Genomic DNA, 22538 nt, shown 5'->3' with positions numbered 1-22538 from the left:
TTCCATAAAAAGGCCGAAGTCTCTGCATCGGCTAGTGTTCTGCCCTAATGGCTTAAGTTTAATTCATCGGCAGAAACCCACCATTCTAAATAGCAGGAGTTTGTTTTAAATCAGTTAAATTCGGATTTTACTTATGATGACCGCTGCTGTGCGGCAGGTATCGACGCCTTAAGCTAGTTTCCAGCAGCAGACGCCGCCGGAATCGATATCTTACTAAATACCGGTTGATAGCCGGCCTCATTGGAAATCAGCTGCCAGCCTGCAACATAGAAATTCCCCTGATCATCCTTGGTATTGGTGCCCCAGTAGTCGGCCCGTTTAACTGCCGGACCAGATAGCGGTAACGTGATAGCGGATTTCAGGCCGGTGTGATAAATCACCCACTCCATTCCCGCTTTGCTGCCCTGGGTCGCTCCAAGCAAATATTCCTGCCCCTCAAAGGAAAACAGCGAAGCAATATAGGTGTTTTTCTGCGGGTGCATACTGCCATAAGCCACCAGCTTTTGTGGGCCGTTTTCTCTGGTGCTTAGTTGATACAGATTACCGTCGCTGGTGGTAAAGAAGATATCGCCATTACGCATAGCGGTATATCCCACAATGCCATGGTGATATTTAATATGGTTGGGATGGTTGTAGTCTGCCAGTGGATATGTTGCCAGTAACTGAAGCTGTTCATTGTAGTGATTAAGTACAACACTGATATCGCCCGTTGCGGACTCGGTTAATGCAGGCACATAAGCATGCCCTTGACTGTCGACCAGAAAATTCCGTGACACATGGTTTTTTACCGAGCCAACTACCGTCCGTTTTACTGCTGCGTTACTGATATCATACTGATACAGCACGTGATCCCAGTACCCCAACATATACACATAACGACCGTTAGTATTTAAGGCTACCAGCGCTTCTTCGGCAGACAGCAGATGCTCCCAATGAATGTCATCCGGCTTTTTACGCCACAGATGCCCGCCCCACGTGGGATTAGTGACATCATCTTCGCCTTCTTCGTCAAAGCTTGTGAAATACAAATAACCGTCATCGGCCTGGTAGAATTTGCTGTGTAGTTTATTCTGCCCCATTCCCGGCCGATACAAGCCGCTTCGTTTTAATTCGCTCAGTACATCACTTTGCGCCGTAGTGATATCAAGAACAGGATTGTATTGGAAAAGATACGCGGTACGGCTGTCGTTACCTACACTTTCGGCCACGCCGGCTGTAGAAACACCGTAATAAATATTGCCCGCATCATCCCTGCCGGTTGCGCCCCAAATAGCGCTGACGTTAGTGGCGTAAGCCGGTAACGGCACAGGTAAAATTTTAATTTCGGGAGTGGTAACAATTTTTGCGGGTAGCGGAGTAAATTTCGTTCCGGCAGTCAGGTCAGCAGGACGATAAGCTGGCTGGTAAACGGCTTGCTGCGGAGCCTCTTGTTTTTCACAACCACTCACCAGCAGTAATAAAACTATCGCGGTAACACCCAAAGCCAACTTCATTGTTCTTTCCCTGTCGGTACGAAAATACGTAATGAAAAAGCCTACTGATATAAGCACAAATAAACAGTAGTTCGCGTTTACTTTTCCCTAGCTGAGTCAAATAAATTATTGCCATTTATCATCTGAAAATGCCAGTTTTTCTTTCTTTTAGCCGGTTGCAGATCATTCTTTAAAGTCTGCAATTGCCAAGATTAAACCTAATAAGAAACGCTCGCCAATAGGTTTTTGCGCGTTTACTTTTTGCCTTTCGTTGTTTTGCTACATCACTCTCAGGGCTGGTTTTACTCTAATGTTGACAACCCATTGATTGCGTAGTTTAAGGCTCCAAAGAAAGAAGGAAAGACACCCTCTAAAATATTGAAAAATATAAGATAAATAAGTAATCTTTCGGCGCTTTTAATATATAAGAAAGGAGTATTTTCTTGCAGTTTTATTCAAAGTTTAAAGCGACCGCACTAGCTTGTTCAGCCATTTGTATAACAGCGTGCAGCACCACACCAAACACAAGCGTGACTAATCCAGCCAACAATATCTTTTATCAAATGGATGATGCACAAATAGCCGAAAAGGCTAAAACTATCGCATCATACAATTTAAAAGATCCTGGTTCTGCGCAGTTTAGAAATATAAAGGTTTCTCGCGTCACGGAAGAACGCCATCAGGCACAACCGACGACAATTGTGGGACTGATTGAATTTGTGTGTTTAGAAGTTAATGCAAAAAATAGCTACGGTGGCTACACGGGCTTCAAGGGTAACGTAGTCCATAGTGACGGTAGAGTTGAAACCGATAGCTTCTACTCCATTTGGTGCCAAAGCAGCCACAAAAGCTATCAAAGTATTCCGGCACAATAATCACAAACGGTTTTTGGGAATAAGCGAAACTGAAAACCGGATAATAACTTCTAAACAAAAAAGGCACTCCGAAGAGTGCCTTTCTTTAAAGCGTTAGCTTAGTGGGTGGCTTACATCATGCCGCCCATTCCGCCCATGCCGCCCATGCCGCCCATATCAGGCATTGCAGGTGCGTCTTCTTTAGGCAGTTCAGCAACCATTGCTTCTGTGGTGATCATCAGTGAAGCAATTGAAGATGCGAATTGCAGTGCAGAACGAGTCACTTTAGTTGGGTCAAGGATACCCATTTCCAGCATGTCGCCGTAAGTGTCGTTACCCGCGTTGTAACCGTAGTTACCTTCGCCGTTCTTCACTTCGTTAACCACTACTGATGCTTCAGCACCTGAGTTGATAGAGATTTGACGCAGAGGAGCTTCCATCGCACGCAGTGCCAGCTTGATACCGTGAGTCTGGTCTTCGTTGTCACCAGTCAGGTCAACCAGTTTAGCGGCCGCACGAACCAGAGCAACACCACCACCAGGTACTACGCCTTCTTCAACCGCAGCGCGAGTTGCATGCAGAGCATCTTCTACGCGGTCTTTCTTCTCTTTCATTTCTACTTCAGTAGCTGCACCAACTTTGATTACTGCTACACCGCCAGACAGTTTAGCCAGACGCTCTTGCAGTTTTTCTTTGTCGTAGTCAGAAGTAGAGTCAGCGATTTGTGCGCGGATCTGCTCACAACGTGCCTGAATCGCCGCTTCTTCACCAGCACCGTCAACCACAGTTGTGTTGTCTTTGCTGATAACGATACGCTTAGCAGTACCTAAGTCTTCCAGCTGTACTTTTTCCAGCTCCAGACCAATCTCTTCAGAGATTACTGTGCCGCCAGTCAGGATAGCGATGTCCTGTAACATTGCTTTACGACGGTCACCAAAACCTGGTGCTTTAACCGCTGCAACTTTAACGATACCGCGCATGTTGTTAACGACCAGAGTTGCCAGCGCTTCGCCTTCTACGTCTTCAGCGATTATAAGCAGAGGCTTACCGCCTTTTGCTACCGCTTCCAGCGTAGGCAGTAATTCACGGATGTTAGAGATTTTCTTGTCAACTAACAGGATGTAAGGGCTGTCCAGCTCTACTGCGCCGCTTTCCTGGTTGTTGATGAAGTAAGGCGACAGGTAACCACGGTCAAACTGCATACCTTCAACCACGTCCAGCTCGTTTTGCAGAGCCTGACCTTCTTCAACGGTGATAACACCTTCTTTACCAACTTTTTCCATTGCTTCAGCAATGATGTCACCCACTTCTGAGTCAGAGTTAGCAGAGATAGTACCTACCTGAGCAATAGACTTGCTGTCGGCACAATCAGTAGACAGTGCTTTCAATTCTTCAACTGCTGCCAGTACCGCTTTATCGATACCACGCTTCAGATCCATTGGGTTCATACCCGCAGCAACAGACTTCAGACCTTCGGTTACGATAGCTTGTGCTAATACGGTTGCAGTAGTAGTACCGTCACCCGCTTCGTCGTTCGCTTTAGACGCTACTTCTTTAACCATCTGCGCGCCCATGTTCTCGAACTTGTCGTCCAGCTCGATTTCTTTGGCTACAGATACACCATCTTTAGTGATGGTTGGTGCGCCGAATGCTTTGTCTAAAACAACGTTACGGCCTTTAGGACCTAAGGTAACTTTTACTGCGTTGGCCAGGATGTTTACGCCTTTCAGCATCTTCGTGCGGGCGTCATCACCAAAACGTACTTCTTTAGCTGCCATGATAAATTCCTCTTAATTCGGTTAAAACGGTTCTTATTCTACGATTGCCAGAATGTCGCTTTCGCTCATGATCAGTACTTCCTGATCGTCCAGCTTCTCGGTTTTTACGCCGTAACCGTCGTTGAAAATAACGGTGTCACCGACTTTTACGTCTAATGCTTTCACTTCGCCATTCTCCAGAATGCGACCGTTGCCCACAGCGATAACTTCACCGCGAGTCGATTTTTCTGCCGCAGAACCGGTCAATACGATACCGCCAGCAGATTTGCTTTCTTGCTCTGCGCGCTTGACGATAACGCGATCGTGTAAAGGACGAATTGCCATTTTCAAATCTCCTGAATAAATCAACTATTCAATTTAAGTGTTGTTTTGGCTGCATAAGTTGTCATGCAACCTTTACCTAGTTGGCCCCGAAAGGCCGTAAAATCTTGTCTGCGTGGATAAATGGGGGAGTAGCCGGACAAACTCAAGGGCTTTTACAAAAAAAAAGTGAAATTTTTTTAAGCACTTTGAAATTTACCGGCAGAAGACGCGCTGACAGCCTGCATCAGCGCTATTTGATAAGAGCGTTTGCGCCCGCCTTACTTAATAAAGGAGGGTTCCAACCGTCCAGTATTTTATGTTTTGCATAATCAGCAAGTGCGGTTTCTTTTTCCTGTGGTCGCTTGGCGTTCAACACTGCACCAGGGCCATAACTGCCCCATTCGCTAAAGCGCGCATCCTCAAGAGGATCAAACTGCTTTCGACTACCATCTTTTGCAGTGCCCCCCATGGTGCTCCAGCCAACAGTGGCGATATGCGCATCCATAAAGGTGTTTATAAAGGTTGATTTACCTACCGCATTAGGGTCTGCATAACGGCCATCCGTAAAGGTTTTGGTCGGATGCCAGGGTCTGCCAAGGGGCACAGAATTATCCGGCACATCTAACTCACGTAATAACCGGCAGTTAATAAAGGTAAGGCCGTAAAAACTATCGAGCAGTGTACTGGGCGCGGTGATATAGCCGGTGAAGGTCATTGGGTGTGCCCGGGGGCGGGAAATTACGTCGGTATTTTCAAACAACGCATTGCCATCACCAAAGATAAAATCTACGTGACCACGAATCTCGCTATCGGTTACAAAAGTGCGCCCTTCCTGCACAAACAACGTATCCTGATACCCCAGTAACTCAACTCGCTGTAAGAGTGTGCGGTCAGCCTGTTCGCCTGTTTTAAGTGCTACTGCCTGAGTACCACGAATTTTATCAGGGTGACCTTTAGGTAAGCGGTCATCAGCCGGATAATCATAGCCATTTTCGATAGTCAGGTCGTACAGGCCCACATCTTCGGCCAGCACTTCCACCACCGCAGTACGAAACGTCCCCCAGGTCTCGCTGCTGCCAGGTTCCACCGGCTGCCCGGCATAGCGATCAAAAGTGATGCGGGTTTTGCCTTTGCCACTGCCAATTAAGCGCAATCCTGCGCGACGGATCACCACGCGCTCATTATAGTTACCCGGGGCGATCACTATGGTCCATGGCTCGTCAGCAAGCGGCGCTGCATCTACAGCAGCCTGAATAGTAGAATAAGTAACCAGATTATCGCCATGACTATTCATACTGCCCGGATTGGTGTTACTTACCCGTGCATTCACCACAAAGTCAGCAGGCTTGTTAGTACTTACACACCCGCATAGCACCATGAAAAAAAGGAATAAACAGCTCTTTTTGATTAGCTCAAATCTCATACGGCAGCCCGTTTACCCTGATGTTTTGCTGCGTGACTTCAGCCACGTTTTCCACCACAGAGGGGGCTTCCACGCTTTCAAAAGTGATGTTTTTAAGCGTTACTCCGGTGATGGGTGTGTGTGGATAACCACGCATCATAAATGCCCGCTTTGCTTCGACTACGTGCAGGTGATCAATGGTAATAGCCTCCAGCTTGGGCTGAAACTGCCCCACATCGCCTTCTTCATAATAAAAGTTGATAACGATTGCATCCTTTACTTTGCCGATGCGAAAGTAACGGTAGTTAAGGTTTTTAAGATGCCCGCCGCGGATGGAATTGGTTTTAATACGAATGCCGCGATCCAGGTCAGGACTGCTCATTTCACAGTGTTGGGCATACAGATTAGCAACGCCGCCGGAAATTTCACTGCCGATCACTACTCCGCCATGACCCGCTTCCATTTTGCAGTCGTTGATCAGGATATTTTCACATGGCGTAGCAACACGGCGGCCATCGCCATTACGGCCCGATTTAATTGCAATACAGTCGTCGCCGGTGTTAAACACACAGTCTTCAATCAGCACATCCTTGCAGCTTTCCGGATCGCAACCGTCTGAGTTAGGGCCATGGCTGTCGCAGTGCACATCGCGCACGGTAACGTTTTCACACAGTACCGGATTAACCAGCCAGAACGGTGAGTTTTTAATGGTTACCCCTTCCACCAGCACATTGGTGCATCGGTATGGCTGGATAAATGGCGGGCGCAGGTAATTCTCATCAAACACACGCTCACTCACCGGCACGTTATCCTCGCCCATCTGACGCAGAATATCGCGGGTGAATTTTTGGTTTTCAACCGGATGGTCGCCCCAGTCAGCCTCTTTCCATTTGCCTTTCCACGGCCACCAGTGAGTGGGGCTGCCACCGCCCTCTAACGTGCCTTTACCGGTTACTGCCACATTGGTTTGCTCAAAGGCATAAATAAGAGGCGAATAGCCCATCAGTTCAGTGCCTTCCCAGCGCGTAAACACATAAGGTTTATAGAGTTCCGGCTCGGGGATAAAGTGCAGTACTGCGCCTTCTTCGATATGCAGATTAATGTTAGAAAGCAGGTGTACCGGGCCGGTGTAAAACTCACCTGCTGGTACAATCACCTTACCGCCGCCTTGTTCCGCAAGCTGCTCAATTGCCTGCTTTATTTGTGCGGCAACATTGTGGCCTTTTCCGGGTTTAGCCCCTAAGTCTGTAATCGTTACAGAGCGGTCAGGAAAAACAGGCGGTGTAATGCGATTACGAATAGCCTGCGCTTCTTCATTCCAGGCAAAATCATTAACGGGCGTCATTGCTGTTGAACAACCGCCAGCACTTATTACGCCAGCGGCAGCTGAGCTTTGTGCCATTAATTTTAATAGGTTTCTGCGGGTTAGAGACAATGTCACTGCTGTTCTCCTTGCTTTTGAACGCGCTGTAAAAAGGTATCAATCCACTGAGCAGTCTGGCTTAAATAGGGCTCAAACAACCAAAAGGTATGAATGGTGTTATCCAGCTCAATGTATTGATTAATAATGTGGTGTTGTGTCAGATAGGCCTGCATTTCAGTACTGCCAGCAGTAAAACGCAGTTGCCCGCTGCTGATAATCAGCGTTGGCGGTGAGGCTTTATGCAAATAGTGCGTGGCCGATGCCTGTTGCCATACCTGTGGAATCTGCTCATAGGTCCCCCCCAGCCACAGCGCCGCGGCGGATTTTTCCTGCTTTTTATTCTCAAACTTCAATGCCAGTGGGGTGGTAAAATCCAGCACGCCGTCCAGCGAAATCACCGCGTTCACCCGGTTATCCTGCGTCGGCTCAGAATAAAAATGTTTACTGCTGGCTGCATGGCCAATTAATGCTGCCATCTGTCCGCCCGACGAGCCACCACCAATGGCTATTTGGTCTGGGCTTACCTGAAATAGCCCGGCCCTTGTTTTAAGCCAGTTAATAACATCACTAATATCAGTCAGCCCGGCTGGATAGGTTGCTTCGGTCGATAGCCGGTATTCTGGGGTTACCACTACATAACCGCTCTGAGCGAGCAAATTGGCCAATGGGTAAAAGTGAGATTTGTTGCCTGAGCGCCAGCCGCCACCGTGAACAAGAATAATGGCCTGACCATTTTGATTTTCTGCCGACGGATGGAACACATCAAGGTGCAAGTCCCGCCCATCGGCTTGTTTGTAAGGACGTTCAAACTCGACACGTTGGCCAGCACGAAAGCTTAGTACCGGCCATTCAAGCTCGGGATGTTTGGGTTTATAGCGGGCAAAGCGCTCACCGGGCGAATAGCTGTCATCCACCGTGATGTCTTTGCTTTCAGCCAGCGTAATTACCCCAAAGGACAGCAGGAAAACGAAAAAAACAGCCAGTTTCATTACTGTGACTCCCGATGCATGGGGGTAAACCGGACATAATCATACTCAGCAAAGGCGTTATCCTCGCCTACCGCAAACAAGCCGGTTTTAGCGCCAACCCAGCGTCCCCGTCGGGCCTTAAATTGTTCACCTACCACAGTAAAAGGTGCGCTGCTGTCAAATCGATAGGCAAATACGGCGGTAGCGTCAGAGGCGAGAATATAACGAAGCTCTACCTTCGCTGACGTGACTTCACCATAATCGTGGACGTTTTCATCACAACCTGTGCGGGCACCGCGGCACTGCACATAAACAAGGTGCGGCTTTTTGTTTAGGGTTTTAATACCCACCCAGGCGTAATCTTCGCCAAACAATAGCAGCCCGGTCTCAATGGCCGGGGTATCGTTGGGCACATTCAGACTGGCCCTTACCTGAAACGTTTGCGCCGGTAATTTTTGAAGCAACAGGTTGGAGGTCATCCACAAATTATCGCCTGTCTCACGCAACTTAGGCTGGGCATGCAGGGTAAGCTTGCCCTCTGCCAGCGAGTGCCACTCAGGCTGATAATTGGCATTCCACTGCCACTGCAATCCTAATGTACTCGCAATAAACTCATCACTGGTGGGCTGCGCTGCTAGTGTAACGGGAACCGCGCTAATTGGTTTGCGGTAGCGGTAAACCGGTTCACCGATACCATCACCGTCCGGATCGCTACCGATAACCGGCCAGTCGTTAACCCATGTCAGGGGTTGTAAGTGCACAATGCGGCCATAAGCCTTGCGCGACTGAAAATGCACAAACCAGTCCTGGCCTGAGGCAGTTTGCACCCATGCGCCCTGATGCGGGCCGTTAATTAAGGTATTGCCCTGCGCCATAACCGTTCGGTGTTCGTAAGGGCCAGTAATTTGCCTGGCACGAAACACGGCTTGCCAGCCCGTTTCCACACCACCTGCCGGGGCGAACACATAGTAGTAGCCATTACGTTTATAAAACTTGGGGCCTTCCAGCGTACGATAGCCACTCAATTGATGGCCATCAATAATGGTGTTGTAGTCCGGATTAACCCAGGAGGTATCCGGTGCCATTTCATGCAGACTCAGCACGTTGTTAAAACCTGCCCGGCTTTTCGCCCAGGCATGGAGTAAATAAGCCTTTCCGTCCTCATCCCACAACGGCGTTGGATCGATAATGCCTTTACCCGGCAATATCAGGCGTGGCTCGCTCCACCCGTCCGCCGGATCATCCGCAAAGACAACATAAATGCCAAAGTCCGGGTCCGGATAGAATATCCAGAACCGGCCATTGTGATAGCGGATATTAGGGGCCCACACGCCGTTGCCATGCTGCGGCTTATTATAGTGAGCCAGCGGTACTTGTTGTGGTAAGGCGTAGTTGATCAGTGTCCAGTTAACTAAATCGGTGGAATGGAGTATGGGTAACCCCGGCGACGCATTAAAACTGGATGACGTCATGTAATAATCGTTTCCCACGGCCACCACATCCGGATCGGAATAATCGATGTGCAGTATCGGATTGCGATACTCGCCCTGCCCATCATCGCTGATATGCAGGCAGTTATCACCCGCATTCATTGCAGAAGGAGCCGACTGACCGCTGCACGCCATCAGGCAACAGGCGGTCAGCACGGCGAGCAGGGCGTGGTGGCGCATGGTTTACTTGTCCAGTTCCAGTGCGGCCAGAATAAAAGGACCAACCCCTTTGGCATCATTCGGGCGAATGGGCTCACTCATGTAATAGTCAAAACTACCGTCACGATAAGGCTTGCCGCCCAGGCCCGCTACCGCACACACCTGATTAAGGGTAATGATATTGGTTTCAGCCTCCACTGAGATCATCTGATCTACCAGTGCAGCAAAGCCTTTTTCCGCGTGCTCGCGATAAGAAGCAGGTAACACACCCATATTTACGCCACGTGCCATTGCGTAGGTCAGCATGGCAGTACCGGAAGCTTCCAGATAGTTACCTTTGCGGTTGCCCAAATCGGTAACCTGATACCAGGCACCAGAGCTATGCTGATATTTAATAACCTGCGCCATAAACTTTTCAAACCGGGCCGCTAACCAGGCACGTTTAGAGTTTTGTGCTGGCACCACGTCCATTACATCCACCATTGCCATGGCATACCAACCCAGCGCGCGTGACCAGTGATGAGGTGACAAGCCCGTTGCTTTATCAGACCACTTTTGCTCGCGGGACTCATCCCAACCATGACGAGGCAGGCCGGTGTTAGTATCGTAAAGATGCTTTTCGATCAGCTCGAACTGTAAAAATACATCGTCCAGTTGCTCAGGGTCGCGGGCACGCACAAGGTACTCTGCATAAAATGGCGCGCCCATATACAGGCCGTCCAACCACATTTGGTAGGGATAGCGCTTTTTATGCCAGAAGCCGCCTTCGCTGGTACGCGGATGTTCGTTTAACTGATCGCGCAGTTTATCAGCAGCCAGCATGTATTTATTGTCGCCCGTTTGATCGTATAGGAAGAACAGGACCTTGCCGGCATTCAGCATGTCGATATTAAATTTGTCCCGACGATAGGTGGCAATATTGCCGTCTTTGTCGATCAGCGTGTCGTAATACCCTTTAAGATAATCAAAATAACGCTTATCACCGGTTTTCTCGTAAACACGGGCAAACCCTAATAAGTTAAGACCATGCACATAATCCCAGGTCGGCTCTTTATCCCAGTCCATCATCCAGGCTTGTGGAAAGCGCTCCATCTCAGATTCCGCCATGCGCTGATACCATGGTTTAGTGTTATCCAAAGGCCCGGTTTGGCCTGATACTGCTGAAGCTATAAACAGCAGTGATACAAGCATTACCCTTACCATCTGATTTAACATGTGTGCCCCCTGTTTAAAATTTGTAAACGCTTAATGCTACCGGTAGCATTTTATGTCTTTCACCCATGTTGTCAACATGTAAAAAAACCAAATATTGAACAACAAACAAACTCGGTAACTGGTGCACCACTTGTCCTGAATACATTTAAACATCTAATAAAAGCACTCATAAATCCCTAAATCACAAGGGCTTGGTTATCTCCCGGCAAAAACAAGACACTTATTTTTCACAAAAATTTAAAAAAACGCAAAATCCATCTTGCCACCGGTGGCATTTATATCTATATTGTTAAGCGCTTGTTAACCGATAAGGAATGATAAAAACAGGTTTAACAGTATACGTACCCATGCACACAACTTGTTCGGCAATGATTGACGAAATGAAACAAGCGCAGAACAGGTTAATAAAATACGTGAGGAAGCCACGAATGAAATTTGCCAAGAAGTTTACTAAAGCCCCTTTGAGCCTTGCAGTTACCTGCGCACTGTTAACACCAGCGATGGTTCAGGCTCAGGCGTCACCAGACGCCGAGGTTGAAATCATAGAGGTTCGCGCCTCCAGTTTTGCCGACAGCCTGCAAAAAGCGCTGCTGACCAAACGTGCTTCAGCCGGTGCGGTCGACACCATTCTCGCCGAAGATATTGCAGACTTTCCTGATCAGAACCTTGCCGAGTCGTTACAACGTATCCCGGGTATCGCCATCAGTCGTGATGCCGGTCAGGGACGTGAAATTACCGTTCGTGGTCTTAACTCCAGCTTCACCCGCGTTCAGCTGAATGGCATGCAGGCGCAATCACTGTCGGCAGGCCCAGGCGGTGTTCGTAAAAACCGTGCATTTGACTTCAACGTGTTTGCTTCTGAACTGTTCAGCCAGCTAACCGTACATAAGACCTCTTCTGCCGAAATTGAAGAAGGTACTTTAGGTGCCACGGTGGACTTAACCACTGGTCGCCCGTTCGATTTTAAAGATAACGTAACAGCCCTCAATGTGCAGGGCACTTATAACGACCAGTCTGAAGAAGCCGATCCAAGACTGTCGGCACTAACCAGTTACACCAACGAAGACCGCACCTTTGGCTTTTTGGTTTCTGCGTCATTTTCTTCTCAATTAATTAGCAACGTCGGTGCTGACACCGGTCGCTGGGAAGATAACAGCTTCTGTACCGACGATTCCTGCATAGGTACCCAGAGCGAAGATTTAAGCAGCTACTGGCACCCGCGCTTCCCACGGTTTGCCGATAAGAGCCACGACCTGGACCGCACCGGCATTACTGCGTCAATGCAGTTTGCACCAACCGACGACACCACGGTTACAGTAGATGCCTTATACGCAAAAATTGAAGCTCAGCGCCTTGAGCCATTTATGCAGGCAATCTCGCTGGCGCGGACTAACTCTCTGGGTGTTGGCCAGACTTACCTGACCGACTACACTATAGACGGTAACGACAGTATTGTGGCGGCGACGGCTCACGATGTGGATGTGCGTTCAGAAAACTTTGAGTCTAACTGGGAATCAGAATTTACCCAGTTCAGTGTGGACGTGGTTCACCATATCAACGACGACCTGAGACTCCACCTGTTAGCAGGTACCTCTGAGTCGGTACTGGATAACCGTGAAACCACCATTATTTATGAGCACTTCAGTGAAAACGATTCGCGTCGCATGCTCGATTACGCCGAAAGCAGCTCTGCGGTAACTTTTGATTACAGCAGCCCGATGAGCCCAACTATTGGCTACAGCTTTGATACCGCGAATCCGGCCAACTGGGAATTATCAGAGTACCGCGACCGTTTATATGATGCAGAATCCAGTTACGACAACGCGCGTCTTGATTTTGCTTATATCCTGAGTGATTCAGTCACCCTGAAAGGTGGTGTTACCTACAAAGACTACATGTATGAAATCGCCGGTTCACGGGCAGACGGCACCTTTGCCAATGCCGATGCAGCCGACGGCACTGTAGATAATGTCGCCTTTGGTATTAGCAATGTGGTCACAGCTGCCGACGGTAATGTGGTAAGTGCCGGTGGTCAGTCGTTCTTTATGGCCGACAACGCTCAATTGCCGCAATTCCTGGCCAGTGGTGGCTGGAGCTATGCCCCGCGCGGTGGTGATACCTACGCAGTTGGCGAAGAAAACATGAGCTACTTTATTCAGGCTGACTTTTTCTTCCCGGTTGGTGACATGGACCTGCGTGGTAACGCTGGTGTGCGTTATGCAACAACCGACGTTGAATCTACTGGTCTGGTCAATGGCGACCCAACCACGGTTAAAAACGATTACAGCGATACTCTGCCATCGGTTAATCTGGCACTCGACCTTACTGAAGATGTGGTACTGCGTGCCTCTTATGCCGATGTAATGTCTCGTCCTGGCCTGAGCACGTTATCGCCCGGTGGTAGTGTGGATCCATTTAACCTGACTGTTAACTATGGTAACCCGTTCATCGACCCATTCCGGGCTACTAACTACGATCTGTCTGCCGAGTACTACTTTGCTGAAGGCGCATTACTGTCTTTCGCCTACTTCATAAAAGACATTGAATCGTTCCCGACTACCTTACCCAGCACCCTTAACTGGCAGCAAGTTGGCTTACCAGACAGCGTACTCGGTGCTCAGGCAGATATCGTGAATAATGCTGATTTTGAAGTGCGTCGCCCGATAAATGGCGGTGGCGGCAAGCTCGACGGCTACGAAGTTCAGTACCAGCAAACACTGGATTTCCTGCCGGGACCTGAGTGGGTGAAAAACTTCGGTGTGTTAGCTAACATGACTTTTGTTGATGCCGATGTAAACCTCACCGGCCAGTCAGACAGATCGTCTAACTTTACGGTGTACTGGGAAAATGACCTGTTTAGTGCCCGTGTTTCCATGGCGAAACGCAGTGAGTTCACCACGTCATTCCAGAGTAACCCGAACAAAGAACGCTATGTGGATGGCACCACCCATATTGACTTCTCGGCCAGCTACAACGTGTCAGAAAACCTCAAAGTGTCGATTGAGGGTATTAACCTGACCGACGAGCCAATTGTTGCCCTGGTATCACCAAACGTTGGTGGACGCTTGTGGAATGTGACCCGAACCGGTCGTCAGTTCTTCATCGGTGCCAGCTACAGAATGTAACGATTTTATAGTGTGCCCAAGGATCATTTGATCCGCTGTTGGACTGGTTTCGACCCCGTAAACACAGACCCATTTGTCTACGGGTAAAAACCGGTCCCAAGGCCATTGTTTAAATGGCCTTTTTTTATTTTAAGGAGAAAGGATGAAACACATATTGTGTACTCTGTTGTTATCTCTGGTTTGCTTTGGCGCCAGTGCGTGGGACCCTACCCGCGTGGCGCTGCACCTGGTGGGCGATTCCACCATGTCAAACAAACCAAATCTGGCTTATCCGGAGCGCGGTTGGGGCCAGCTGTTACCCCAGTACATGACCGAAGAACTGGAGATTGTTAACCACGCTGCCAATGGCCGCAGCACCCGCCGTTTTCTTAACGAAGGGCGTTGGGCACTGGTTTTATCCGAGCTGAAAGCCGGTGATTATGTGCTGATCCAATTCGGTCACAACGACCAGAAAGAAGACGATCCGGCACGCTATGCCTCGGCAGACAAAGATTACCCGGCCTTTTTGCGCCAGTACATTAAAGAGGTACGGGCTAAAGACGCCACGCCGATGATTGCCAGTTCTATTTGTCGCCGTCATTTTGACGAACAGGGAAATCTTCAGCGCAAATTGCTCGACTATGCCAGTGCAGCAAAACAGGTCGCGGAGTCAGAAGGCGTTGAATTTTTTGATTTAAACGAGCAAACCTGCGGCTTCCTTAAAAACATTGGCGAGCCAGAGAGTCGTCAGTACTTTATTCAGGTACCGCCGGATCTCTACACCCGCTACCCGGAAGGAAAAACCGATAACACCCATCTCAATGTTGTTGGCGCCGCCAAGGTAGCCCAGTTTTTCATTCGTGATTTAAAGGCCCGCAAACACCCGCTGGCCAACTACGTTTACCGCGATTCATTGTAATCCTGTAGCAGTTACCCCGGAGCAACAAGCTCCGGGTTTTAGTATGGCACTGCCAGATTTTTTCGGCTCAGTATTACAGCAACAAACGCGGCCTAAAGGCCTGTGTCAGCCCTCCAGATTTATCTATTTCATCGACATCAGCACGCTATCCGCTGTGTTATTCGTAGCAGTTTGGCGCAGGGTGACAGGACAAGTCAGGAACGGGAGAGTAGATACAGAACAGGAATAATTTAAAGGTTGAAGGTTGAATGGTGACGAAGCCACTGTTGCTTCGCCACACGGGAGAGCAGGTTTCAGCTGCTGAATGGCATCACTGCATTAGCCAGCACACTGGCTGGAATAATAGCACCAGGATGTTGAATAACAATGCCTGCTACCATGGCCCCGAAGCTGGCAGACTCAGTAACGTTTTTTCCCGACAGCCGTGCCGCAAGATAGCCACCATTAAACGCATCACCGGCAGCGGTAGTATCAACCACGTTTGTCACCGTTTGCACAGGCACAATAAACTGCCCTTCCTGATTAACAATATGTACACCCACCGCGCCATTTTTCATAACGATCTCTTTGATACCAAAGGGAGTAAGATGAGATAACACGTCATCGGCATTAGTATGACCATAAAGCGCAAGGTGGTCATCACCGCCCGGGAAAGCGATATCAGCAGCCTGATAACTCTTGTCCATCCACTGTTGGGCTTCCTGCTTGTCGCGCCACAGGCGCGGACGGTAGTTTGGATCAAACACTATCTGGCAGCCGTCATTACGCAGCGTTGCTATCAGTTCAAACAACTTCTCGCGCTGTGCGGTATCCAGTATCGCCACGGAAATGCCTGAAAAATAGAATAAGTCGATATCCTGCGGGGCCTGCGTCATAACATTCAGCGTTTGCGTTGCCGCTGAACTGTCGCGCCAGTAGGCAAAAGTGCGCTCACCATGGCTATCAGTACGCACCATGTAAAGGCCAAGATTACGTTTACTGCAACGATAAACCTGATCGGTATTAATCTGCTCTTCACCCATGGCAAATAACAGTTCGTTACTTAAAAAGTCTTCGCCGATTGCCGTCAGATAACTCACCGACAAACCCGGCGCATTTCGCTTAAGGTAAACGGCCGTGTTGTAAGTGTCTCCGGCGAAGCTTTTCTTTAAATCAGTGGCACTGGTTGATACCAGCTCAACCATGCATTCCCCGAAAATAACGACTTTTTTCACGCGGGTTCCTTAGTGTATTGTTGCTGGGCCAGCGAACAGGCTGCGGTAATGCCCTGCCAGTCACTTTCAGCCACACAGGCTTTCGGAATCATCCAGGAGCCGCCAACGGCAAACACGTTAGGCAAGCTGCTGAACTCATGTAAATTGTCGCCGGAAATACCACCGGTCGGGCAGAGTGATACCTCCGGGAAAATAGCCCGGTAGTTATTAAGCATGGCAGCTCCACCACATACAGCGGCCGGAAAAAACTTAACTTCGCTCAGGCCCGCTTCCACCGCCAGCAGAATATCCGATGGTGATGCGGTTCCCGGCAAGTAAGGAACAGGCGAATCACTCAGTGCTGTCAGCAGCTTCTCGCTGATGGTGGGCGTAATAATAAACTGGCTGCCAGCATCTACGGCCTCGCGCACATGCTCTGCATTCAGCACTGTGCCCATGCCAACCAGCAAATCCGGATAGGTTTCACGAATTGCACTAACCGCGGCAGCCGCGGCAGAGGTGCGGCGAACCACTTCAACGCTGCGCAGCCCACTGGCATAAACGGCACCAGCAATATTCACGGCCTGTTCTACTGTGTCGGGTTGTAAAATGGGCAGCAATGGAGTGCCGCGGATTAATCCTTTAAAGTCAGCCATTAAAGCTCTCCTAATACGGTGCCGGCGTTATCCTGAGTCAACCCGGACAACACTTCGACATAGCTAAGTACAGTATCTTTAAACCACTTATTTGCGCTCAGCTCGGCAAATACCTGAGGTAAATTTAATACTGCTGACGCCAGTGCCTGAATATCCTGCTGATGCTGTTGCGCCAGGCCTGATAAAGTATCAGCCAGCGGATCCACCAGCTGTTCTTCGTCCCGCGCACGCTTAGCGATAAACAGGATCCAGGCCGCAATCGGCACACACAACAGTTTGGCTTGATGGCCAGATTTAAGGTTATCACGGACGGTGTTTAACACCCGGAAAGGCAGCTTCTGCGAGCCATCCCAGGCGATTTGCGCCAACAAGTGCCGGATATGGCGATTTTTATAACGGTTGAGGATATCTTCGGCGTAAGCCGGTAAATCCATCACGCCTTCAGCATTAATAGACGGTATGATTTCTTCACTAAGCAAGCGCCGAATAAAGCTTGCTAACGCACTGTCACTGATGGCTTCAAACACCGTTTCTTTACCCAGCAAAATGCCGGTGTAGGCCAGCGTGGAATGGGTGCCATTAAGAATGCGTAATTTGGCATTCTCAAACGCGGCAACATCGTCGGTAAAGGTCACACCGACTTTGTCCCAGGCCGGGCGCGGGCCGCTGAAACTATCTTCCACCACCCATTGAGTAAATCCTTCGCGCTGAATTGGCCAGGCGTCTTCTACGCCCAGCTTGTCGGCAGCAAGAGCAATCAAAGCCTCGTCGGTAGCCGGCGTAATACTGTCTACCATGGTGCAGGGGAAACAAATGTTCTCAGTGACCCACTCAGCCAGCCCGGGCTGTAATTTTTGCGCAAACTGGGTTACGGCTTTACCCAGTTTTTTACCGTTATCCGCCAGGTTATCGCAGCTGATCACGGTGATGTCTGACAGTTGCTGCTCAAAACGATGCTTTAACGCACTGACAATAAGGCCTATAGCCGAGACCGGCTCATCCGGATTAGCCAAATCGTGCATGATATCCGGGTGTGAAGTATCCAGTTCACCGTTACTGTTAAGGCAGTAGCCTTTTTCGGTGATGGTTAACGAAATAATATGTGTGTCAGTGTCGGTAAGCGCTGCCATGATAGCCTCGCGGTCCTCACTGAGCACCAGTACGCTATCAAACGCGCCGATAACCTGCACATAGGGCTCGTTGTCAAGCACTACCAGTGAATACAGGTTATCCTGTTCGGCCATCTTATGCTTAAGTGTGGCACTCCGCATAGAGACACCGGTAATTCGCCAGTTACCACCGAAGGCCATAGCCATATCGGTATACACAGCCTGATGAGCACGGTGAAATGCGCCCGGCCCGATATGCACGATACCGCGACTGCGTTCCTGCCGCTGATAGGCAGGGACTTTAACTGCCGCAGGTAACTGCGTCAGCGTTGAATTATTCAGCTTACCCGCCATGATTATTCCTGCCCTAACTTGTAGGCTTTCTTCGCCAGGTCATAAGACAACTGCTTGATCAGGCTGGCCGCTTCATCTTCGCTGATACGGTGTTCAACCACCATATTCGCCAGGAAACGGCAGTCAATCCGGCGGGCCACATCGTGACGGGCCGGAATAGATAAGAACGCGCGGGTGTCATCATTAAAGCCTACGGTGTTAAACAAGCCGGCTGTTTCCGTGACCTGATGACGGTATCTCAACATACCTTCCGGGCTATCATGGAACCACCACGCAGGGCCCAGTTTAAGACACGGATAATGACCGGCCAGTGGCGCTAATTCGCGAGAATAAACGGTTTCATCCAGGGTAAATAAAATGATGTTGAGGCGCGGATCATTACCGTATTTGTCCAGCAACGGCTTAAGTGCGTTAACATATTCGGTTTGCATGGGGATATCCGCCCCTTTATCACGACCAAATTTAGTGAACACATCGTTATTGTGGTTACGGAATGCGCCAGGGTGAATTTGCATTACCATGCCATCTTCAATGCTCATGCCAGCCAGCTCTGTCAGCATCTGGCCACGAAACAGCTCTTGTTCGGCAGCGCTGGCATTGCCACTTAAACACTTATCAAATAACGCCTGACACTCTGCTTTGGATAAATCGGCAGTCAGGGCAGTGGGATGACCATGATCGGTAGCTGTAGCACCGTGTTCACGGAATGTCTGACGGCGCTGGCGAATCGCTGCCAGGTAGCCAGCCCAGTCAGTGGTATTTTCACCGGTAATTTCGCCAAGCAAGGCCACGTTAGCGGCAAAATCTTCCCGCGAGGCATCCACAATATCATCCGGACGAAACGTGGTAATCACCCGCTTTTCCCAGCCGCTACCCTGCATGGCACGGTGGTGTTCCAGCGTATCCAGCGCGCCCTCGGTAGTGGCAATCAGCTCAATGTTAAAGCGGTCCATCAAAGCGCGTGGCTTGTAGGCTTCCTTGCTCAGTTCAGCCGTGATGAACTCATAGTAATCCATCGCATTTTCACTACACAGCATGTCTGAGAGGCCAAATACATTTTTAAACACGGTATCCAGCCACATTCTCGATGGCGTGCCTGCAAACAGATAGTAGTGATCAGCAAAAATTTGCCATATTTTCTTCGGATCACCTTCAGTTGCACCGCCGTCCCAACGACGAATACCTAAACTTTCCAGCGAAATGCCCTGGCTATAGAGCATTCTGAAAACATAGTGATCAGGCAAAATAAACAACTCAGTGGCGTTACCGAAGTTGTCATCGTAGGCAAACCAGCGCGGGTCGGTATGACCGTGCGGACTGATAATAGGCAGGTCTTTCACGGTTTGATACAGCGAGCGAGCCACAGAACGAGTCGCCTCGTCGGCCGGAAACAGTCTGTCTTCGTGTAGTAATATTGGTTTCATATCAATCTCTTTGTTACAAGGTTACGCCACGTTTCCAGATCGCTATCTCGTGACTGCCGTTTTTCTCGTTGCAGGTTTTCTCGCCCGACGCAATATTCAGGCAATGCTGATAAAGCTGGGCAGCGCAGTCGTCAATACTGGTGCCCTCCAATATCTGCCCTGCATTAAAATCAATCCAGTGTGGCTTCTTACGAGCTATTTCACTGTTTGATGAGATTTTCACTGTGGGTACAGGAAAGCCGAGCGGTGTTCCCCGCCCGGTGGTGAATAAAATAATGTGTGCCCCGCTGGCTGCCAGCGCAGTAGAGCTTACTGCATCGTTACCCGGTGCCTGCAACAGGTTTAAACCTTTGTGGGAGAGCGGCTCGCCGTACTGTAATACGCCGTTAACCGCTGCCTGACCGCCTTTCTGTACAGCGCCCAGGGATTTTTCTTCCAGCGTTGTCAGTCCGCCGGCTTTATTTCCCGGCGACGGGTTTTCGTAAACCGGCTGGTTGTTGTCTATAAAGTACTGCTTAAAATCATTTACCAGTTCAACGATGTCTGAAAACACGCCCATACTGGTAGCGCGGTTCATCAGTAGTTGTTCGGCGCCAAACATTTCCGGCGTTTCGGTCAGTAACACGCTGCCGTTCTGGCGTACCATCAGGTCGGTCATTCGGCCCACCAGCGGGTTAGCCGTAATGCCGCTGAAGGCATCGCTGCCGCCGCATTTCATACCCAGAATCAATTCGCTGCCGTCTATAGGCTCCCGCGAACAGCGACCAACATCATCCAGCATTTCGTGTACCAGACGGATCCCTTCTTCAATTTCGTCTCCCACCTGCTGAGAGTTAAAAAAGCGAATCTGTGAAGCCGGGCGATCGACTTTTTTAAGCAAACTGGAAAGCTGGTTGTTCTCACAACCCAGGCCAACAACTAATACCGCACCGGCATTGGGATGCGAAGCCAGAGACGCCAGTATAGTCTGAGTATCATGCAGATCATCACCTAACTGCGAACAGCCGAAGGGATGTGTGAAAGCACGAAAACCATCGCATTCTCCAAAGAAGCGGCGTTCACATTCTGCCGCAATGCGCTCTGCGGTGCGGTTTACACAACCCACGGTGTTAATGATCCACACTTCGTTGCGGATACCTACCTTACCGTTTTCCCGCCGATAGCCCATAAAACTCGCCTGCGCCGGTCGCGTTACCGGTTTGGCCTGATTAACCGGGGCGTACTGATAATTTTCCTGACCACTCAGAGCGGTCTTAAGATTATGGCTGTGAACGTGCTCGCCGCTTTTGATATCGGCCTGTGCATTACCAATAGCAAAACCGTATTTCATCACCTTATGACCGGCCGGTATCGCTTTTAACGCCACTTTGTGGCCGGCGGGTATATCACTGACAAGTGTCACCGACAACGCTTCAACAACGGTTCCAGCGGCTAAAGCCATGGTCGAAACCGCCACGTTATCATTGGGATGCACTTGAATTAGCTTGGTTTGTTCAGCCATAAATAATCTTGCAATGCTCTTTACTTGTTTAACAATTTACCATGTATTTAACATTAATGCCACCGGTGGCAGAATTAAGTCAAAAAAATTTATCCCGCCGTAAAACCGCCTTATCTGGAGGCTTTACGGGTCGACTCACGAATAATCAGATGCGGCTTAATCGTGTACTCTTCTACGTCTTCGGCCGGTTTGTTTTCAATCAGCGCGACGATCTTCTTGGCGGCAATGCCTGCCATAGCAACCACAGGTCGTTGCACCGTGGTTAACGAAGGAATAACGCGCGAGGCCAGCAGGTTATCATCAAAGCCTGCAACCGATAACTCACCGGGTACATCGATTCCCAGTTCGTGAGCCACCTTAAGCACGCCCGCCGCCATTTCATCATTATTGGCCACAATAACCTGCGGACGCGGCGTTTGAATAAGCAGGGCCCGCGCGCACTCGATACCGCTCTCGTAGCTGTTTTTACCCTCAACAATCCGTTCCTGAGGTACGGCTATACCCAGCTCCCTGAGCGTATGAGTAATCCCTTCAAGACGCTCCACGGTAGAGTAATAGTGATTAGGGCCGCTGATAATAGCGATATCCTTGTGGCCAAGAGAAACCAGGTAACGCGCCATATCACTTAAGGCTGCCCGGTCATCTGACACCACTATATTTTCTTTCTTATCAATATCAACCGACGTCAGCCTGACATAGTTGATACCGTGATTTTCCAGCGCCGCCGCCAGCTCATTCGATTCAGAAACCGGTGGCAGGACAATCACCCCGTCAATATTAGAGCGTCTGACAAAACTCACGCAATTACTGATAAATTCATCACTGCGATAGCGGCAGGGATGCACTACCAGCTCGTAACCTTTTTTAGAACACACATCAAGCACACCACGCTGAACCTGATCGATATACAAAGCGTCGGGGTTATCATAAATAAGTCCAATCAGGTAGGAACGGCTGGCGGCCAGTCCGCGCGCTTGTTTATCCGGCGCAAACCCGAGTTCATCCACCACCTTCTGGATTTTTTCACGGGTGGCAGCGCCAACGTTTGATGCGCCGTTAATAACCCGGGACACAGTGCGTTTAGACACACCGGCAATCCGAGCGACATCATTAATCGTTGGCTTTTTGTCCATATAGAGTACTCATTTATAATTGTTGTATATTTAACCGGCCCGAGTTTAACGTTATCAAATCAGTTGCGCCACCACCGGAAG

17 protein-coding genes are annotated in these 22538 nt (G+C 49.5%); 3 read left to right on the top strand and 14 right to left on the bottom strand.

Annotation, left to right across the window (positions count from 1 at the left end):
• Positions 1-173 precede the first annotated feature (173 nt).
• A complete protein-coding gene (locus BFC17_RS04800) occupies positions 174-1493 on the bottom strand; it encodes a hypothetical protein (RefSeq protein WP_070175318.1) in 1320 nt (439 codons plus the stop codon).
• Between the two features lie 422 nt (positions 1494-1915).
• On the opposite strand from BFC17_RS04800, the gene BFC17_RS04795 reads away from it, so the two are divergent.
• Positions 1916-2347 carry a hypothetical protein gene (locus BFC17_RS04795; RefSeq protein WP_070175317.1) on the top strand — a complete coding sequence of 144 codons (432 nt, stop codon included), beginning with the start codon at positions 1916-1918 and terminating at the stop codon, positions 2345-2347.
• A gap of 110 nt (positions 2348-2457) precedes the next feature.
• Here the strand turns inward: BFC17_RS04795 and groL are convergent, their stop codons facing one another.
• The 7 genes from groL to BFC17_RS04760 form a co-directional block, all read right to left on the bottom strand.
• The gene (gene groL, locus BFC17_RS04790) at positions 2458-4104 is read right to left on the bottom strand and encodes a chaperonin GroEL (RefSeq protein WP_070175316.1); all 1647 of its coding nucleotides are present in this window, start codon (positions 4102-4104) and stop codon (positions 2458-2460) included.
• Between the two features lie 33 nt (positions 4105-4137).
• A complete protein-coding gene (locus tag BFC17_RS04785; protein ID WP_070175315.1) occupies positions 4138-4428 on the bottom strand; it encodes a co-chaperone GroES in 291 nt (96 codons plus the stop codon).
• A gap of 229 nt (positions 4429-4657) precedes the next feature.
• Complete coding sequence (locus BFC17_RS04780; RefSeq protein WP_229681025.1) at positions 4658-5830, bottom strand: pectinesterase family protein; 1173 nt, start codon at positions 5828-5830, stop codon at positions 4658-4660.
• Entirely contained in the window at positions 5820-7244 is a 1425-nt protein-coding gene (locus tag BFC17_RS04775; protein ID WP_229681046.1) for a glycoside hydrolase family 28 protein, read from the bottom strand. The genes BFC17_RS04780 and BFC17_RS04775 overlap by 11 nt, the downstream gene beginning before the upstream one ends.
• A 2-nt stretch (positions 7245-7246) precedes the next feature.
• Entirely contained in the window at positions 7247-8221 is a 975-nt protein-coding gene (locus tag BFC17_RS04770; RefSeq protein ID WP_070175313.1) for an alpha/beta hydrolase, read from the bottom strand.
• The gene (locus tag BFC17_RS04765) at positions 8221-9870 is read right to left on the bottom strand and encodes a glycoside hydrolase family 43 protein (RefSeq protein WP_070175312.1); all 1650 of its coding nucleotides are present in this window, start codon (positions 9868-9870) and stop codon (positions 8221-8223) included. Before BFC17_RS04765 ends, BFC17_RS04770 begins: the two co-directional genes overlap by 1 nt.
• A 3-nt stretch (positions 9871-9873) precedes the next feature.
• Complete coding sequence (locus tag BFC17_RS04760) at positions 9874-11040, bottom strand: glycoside hydrolase family 88/105 protein (RefSeq protein ID WP_229681018.1); 1167 nt, start codon at positions 11038-11040, stop codon at positions 9874-9876.
• Between the two features lie 452 nt (positions 11041-11492).
• Here BFC17_RS04760 and BFC17_RS04755 point away from each other — a divergent pair, with 452 nt between their 5' ends.
• Together BFC17_RS04755 and BFC17_RS04750 are read left to right on the top strand one after the other, a co-directional pair.
• Positions 11493-14189 carry a TonB-dependent receptor gene (locus tag BFC17_RS04755; protein ID WP_070175310.1) on the top strand — a complete coding sequence of 899 codons (2697 nt, stop codon included), beginning with the start codon at positions 11493-11495 and terminating at the stop codon, positions 14187-14189.
• 142 nt (positions 14190-14331) lie between these two features.
• Positions 14332-15087 (top strand): rhamnogalacturonan acetylesterase, encoded by a 756-nt coding sequence (locus BFC17_RS04750; RefSeq protein WP_070175309.1) that lies wholly within the window; start codon positions 14332-14334, stop codon positions 15085-15087.
• Positions 15088-15380: 293 nt separating this feature from the next.
• Here the strand turns inward: BFC17_RS04750 and BFC17_RS04745 are convergent, their stop codons facing one another.
• The 6 genes from BFC17_RS04745 to BFC17_RS04720 form a co-directional block, all read right to left on the bottom strand.
• Positions 15381-16301 (bottom strand): sugar kinase, encoded by a 921-nt coding sequence (locus BFC17_RS04745; RefSeq protein WP_070175308.1) that lies wholly within the window; start codon positions 16299-16301, stop codon positions 15381-15383.
• Positions 16298-16936 (bottom strand): bifunctional 4-hydroxy-2-oxoglutarate aldolase/2-dehydro-3-deoxy-phosphogluconate aldolase, encoded by a 639-nt coding sequence (gene eda / locus BFC17_RS04740; RefSeq protein WP_070175307.1) that lies wholly within the window; start codon positions 16934-16936, stop codon positions 16298-16300. Before eda ends, BFC17_RS04745 begins: the two co-directional genes overlap by 4 nt.
• A complete protein-coding gene (locus BFC17_RS04735) occupies positions 16936-18399 on the bottom strand; it encodes a mannitol dehydrogenase family protein (protein ID WP_070175306.1) in 1464 nt (487 codons plus the stop codon). The genes eda and BFC17_RS04735 overlap by 1 nt, the downstream gene beginning before the upstream one ends.
• Before the next feature lie 2 nt (positions 18400-18401).
• Complete coding sequence (gene uxaC, locus BFC17_RS04730; protein WP_070175305.1) at positions 18402-19823, bottom strand: glucuronate isomerase; 1422 nt, start codon at positions 19821-19823, stop codon at positions 18402-18404.
• 13 nt (positions 19824-19836) lie between these two features.
• On the bottom strand, positions 19837-21324 hold the full coding sequence (locus BFC17_RS04725; protein ID WP_070175304.1) for a UxaA family hydrolase: 1488 nt from the start codon (positions 21322-21324) through the stop codon (positions 19837-19839).
• A gap of 110 nt (positions 21325-21434) precedes the next feature.
• Positions 21435-22457: a LacI family DNA-binding transcriptional regulator gene (locus BFC17_RS04720; protein ID WP_070175303.1), complete on the bottom strand. Its 1023-nt coding sequence runs from the start codon at positions 22455-22457 to the stop codon at positions 21435-21437.
• Positions 22458-22538 lie beyond the last annotated feature (81 nt).

Origin of the sequence: Marisediminitalea lipolytica (assembly GCF_001758465.1) — a bacterium.
In the GTDB taxonomy this organism is placed as follows: domain Bacteria; phylum Pseudomonadota; class Gammaproteobacteria; order Enterobacterales; family Alteromonadaceae; genus Alteromonas; species Alteromonas lipolytica.
The sequence above is the reverse complement of the archived record's forward strand: the minus strand, read 5'-3'. Positions and strand labels throughout refer to the sequence as shown.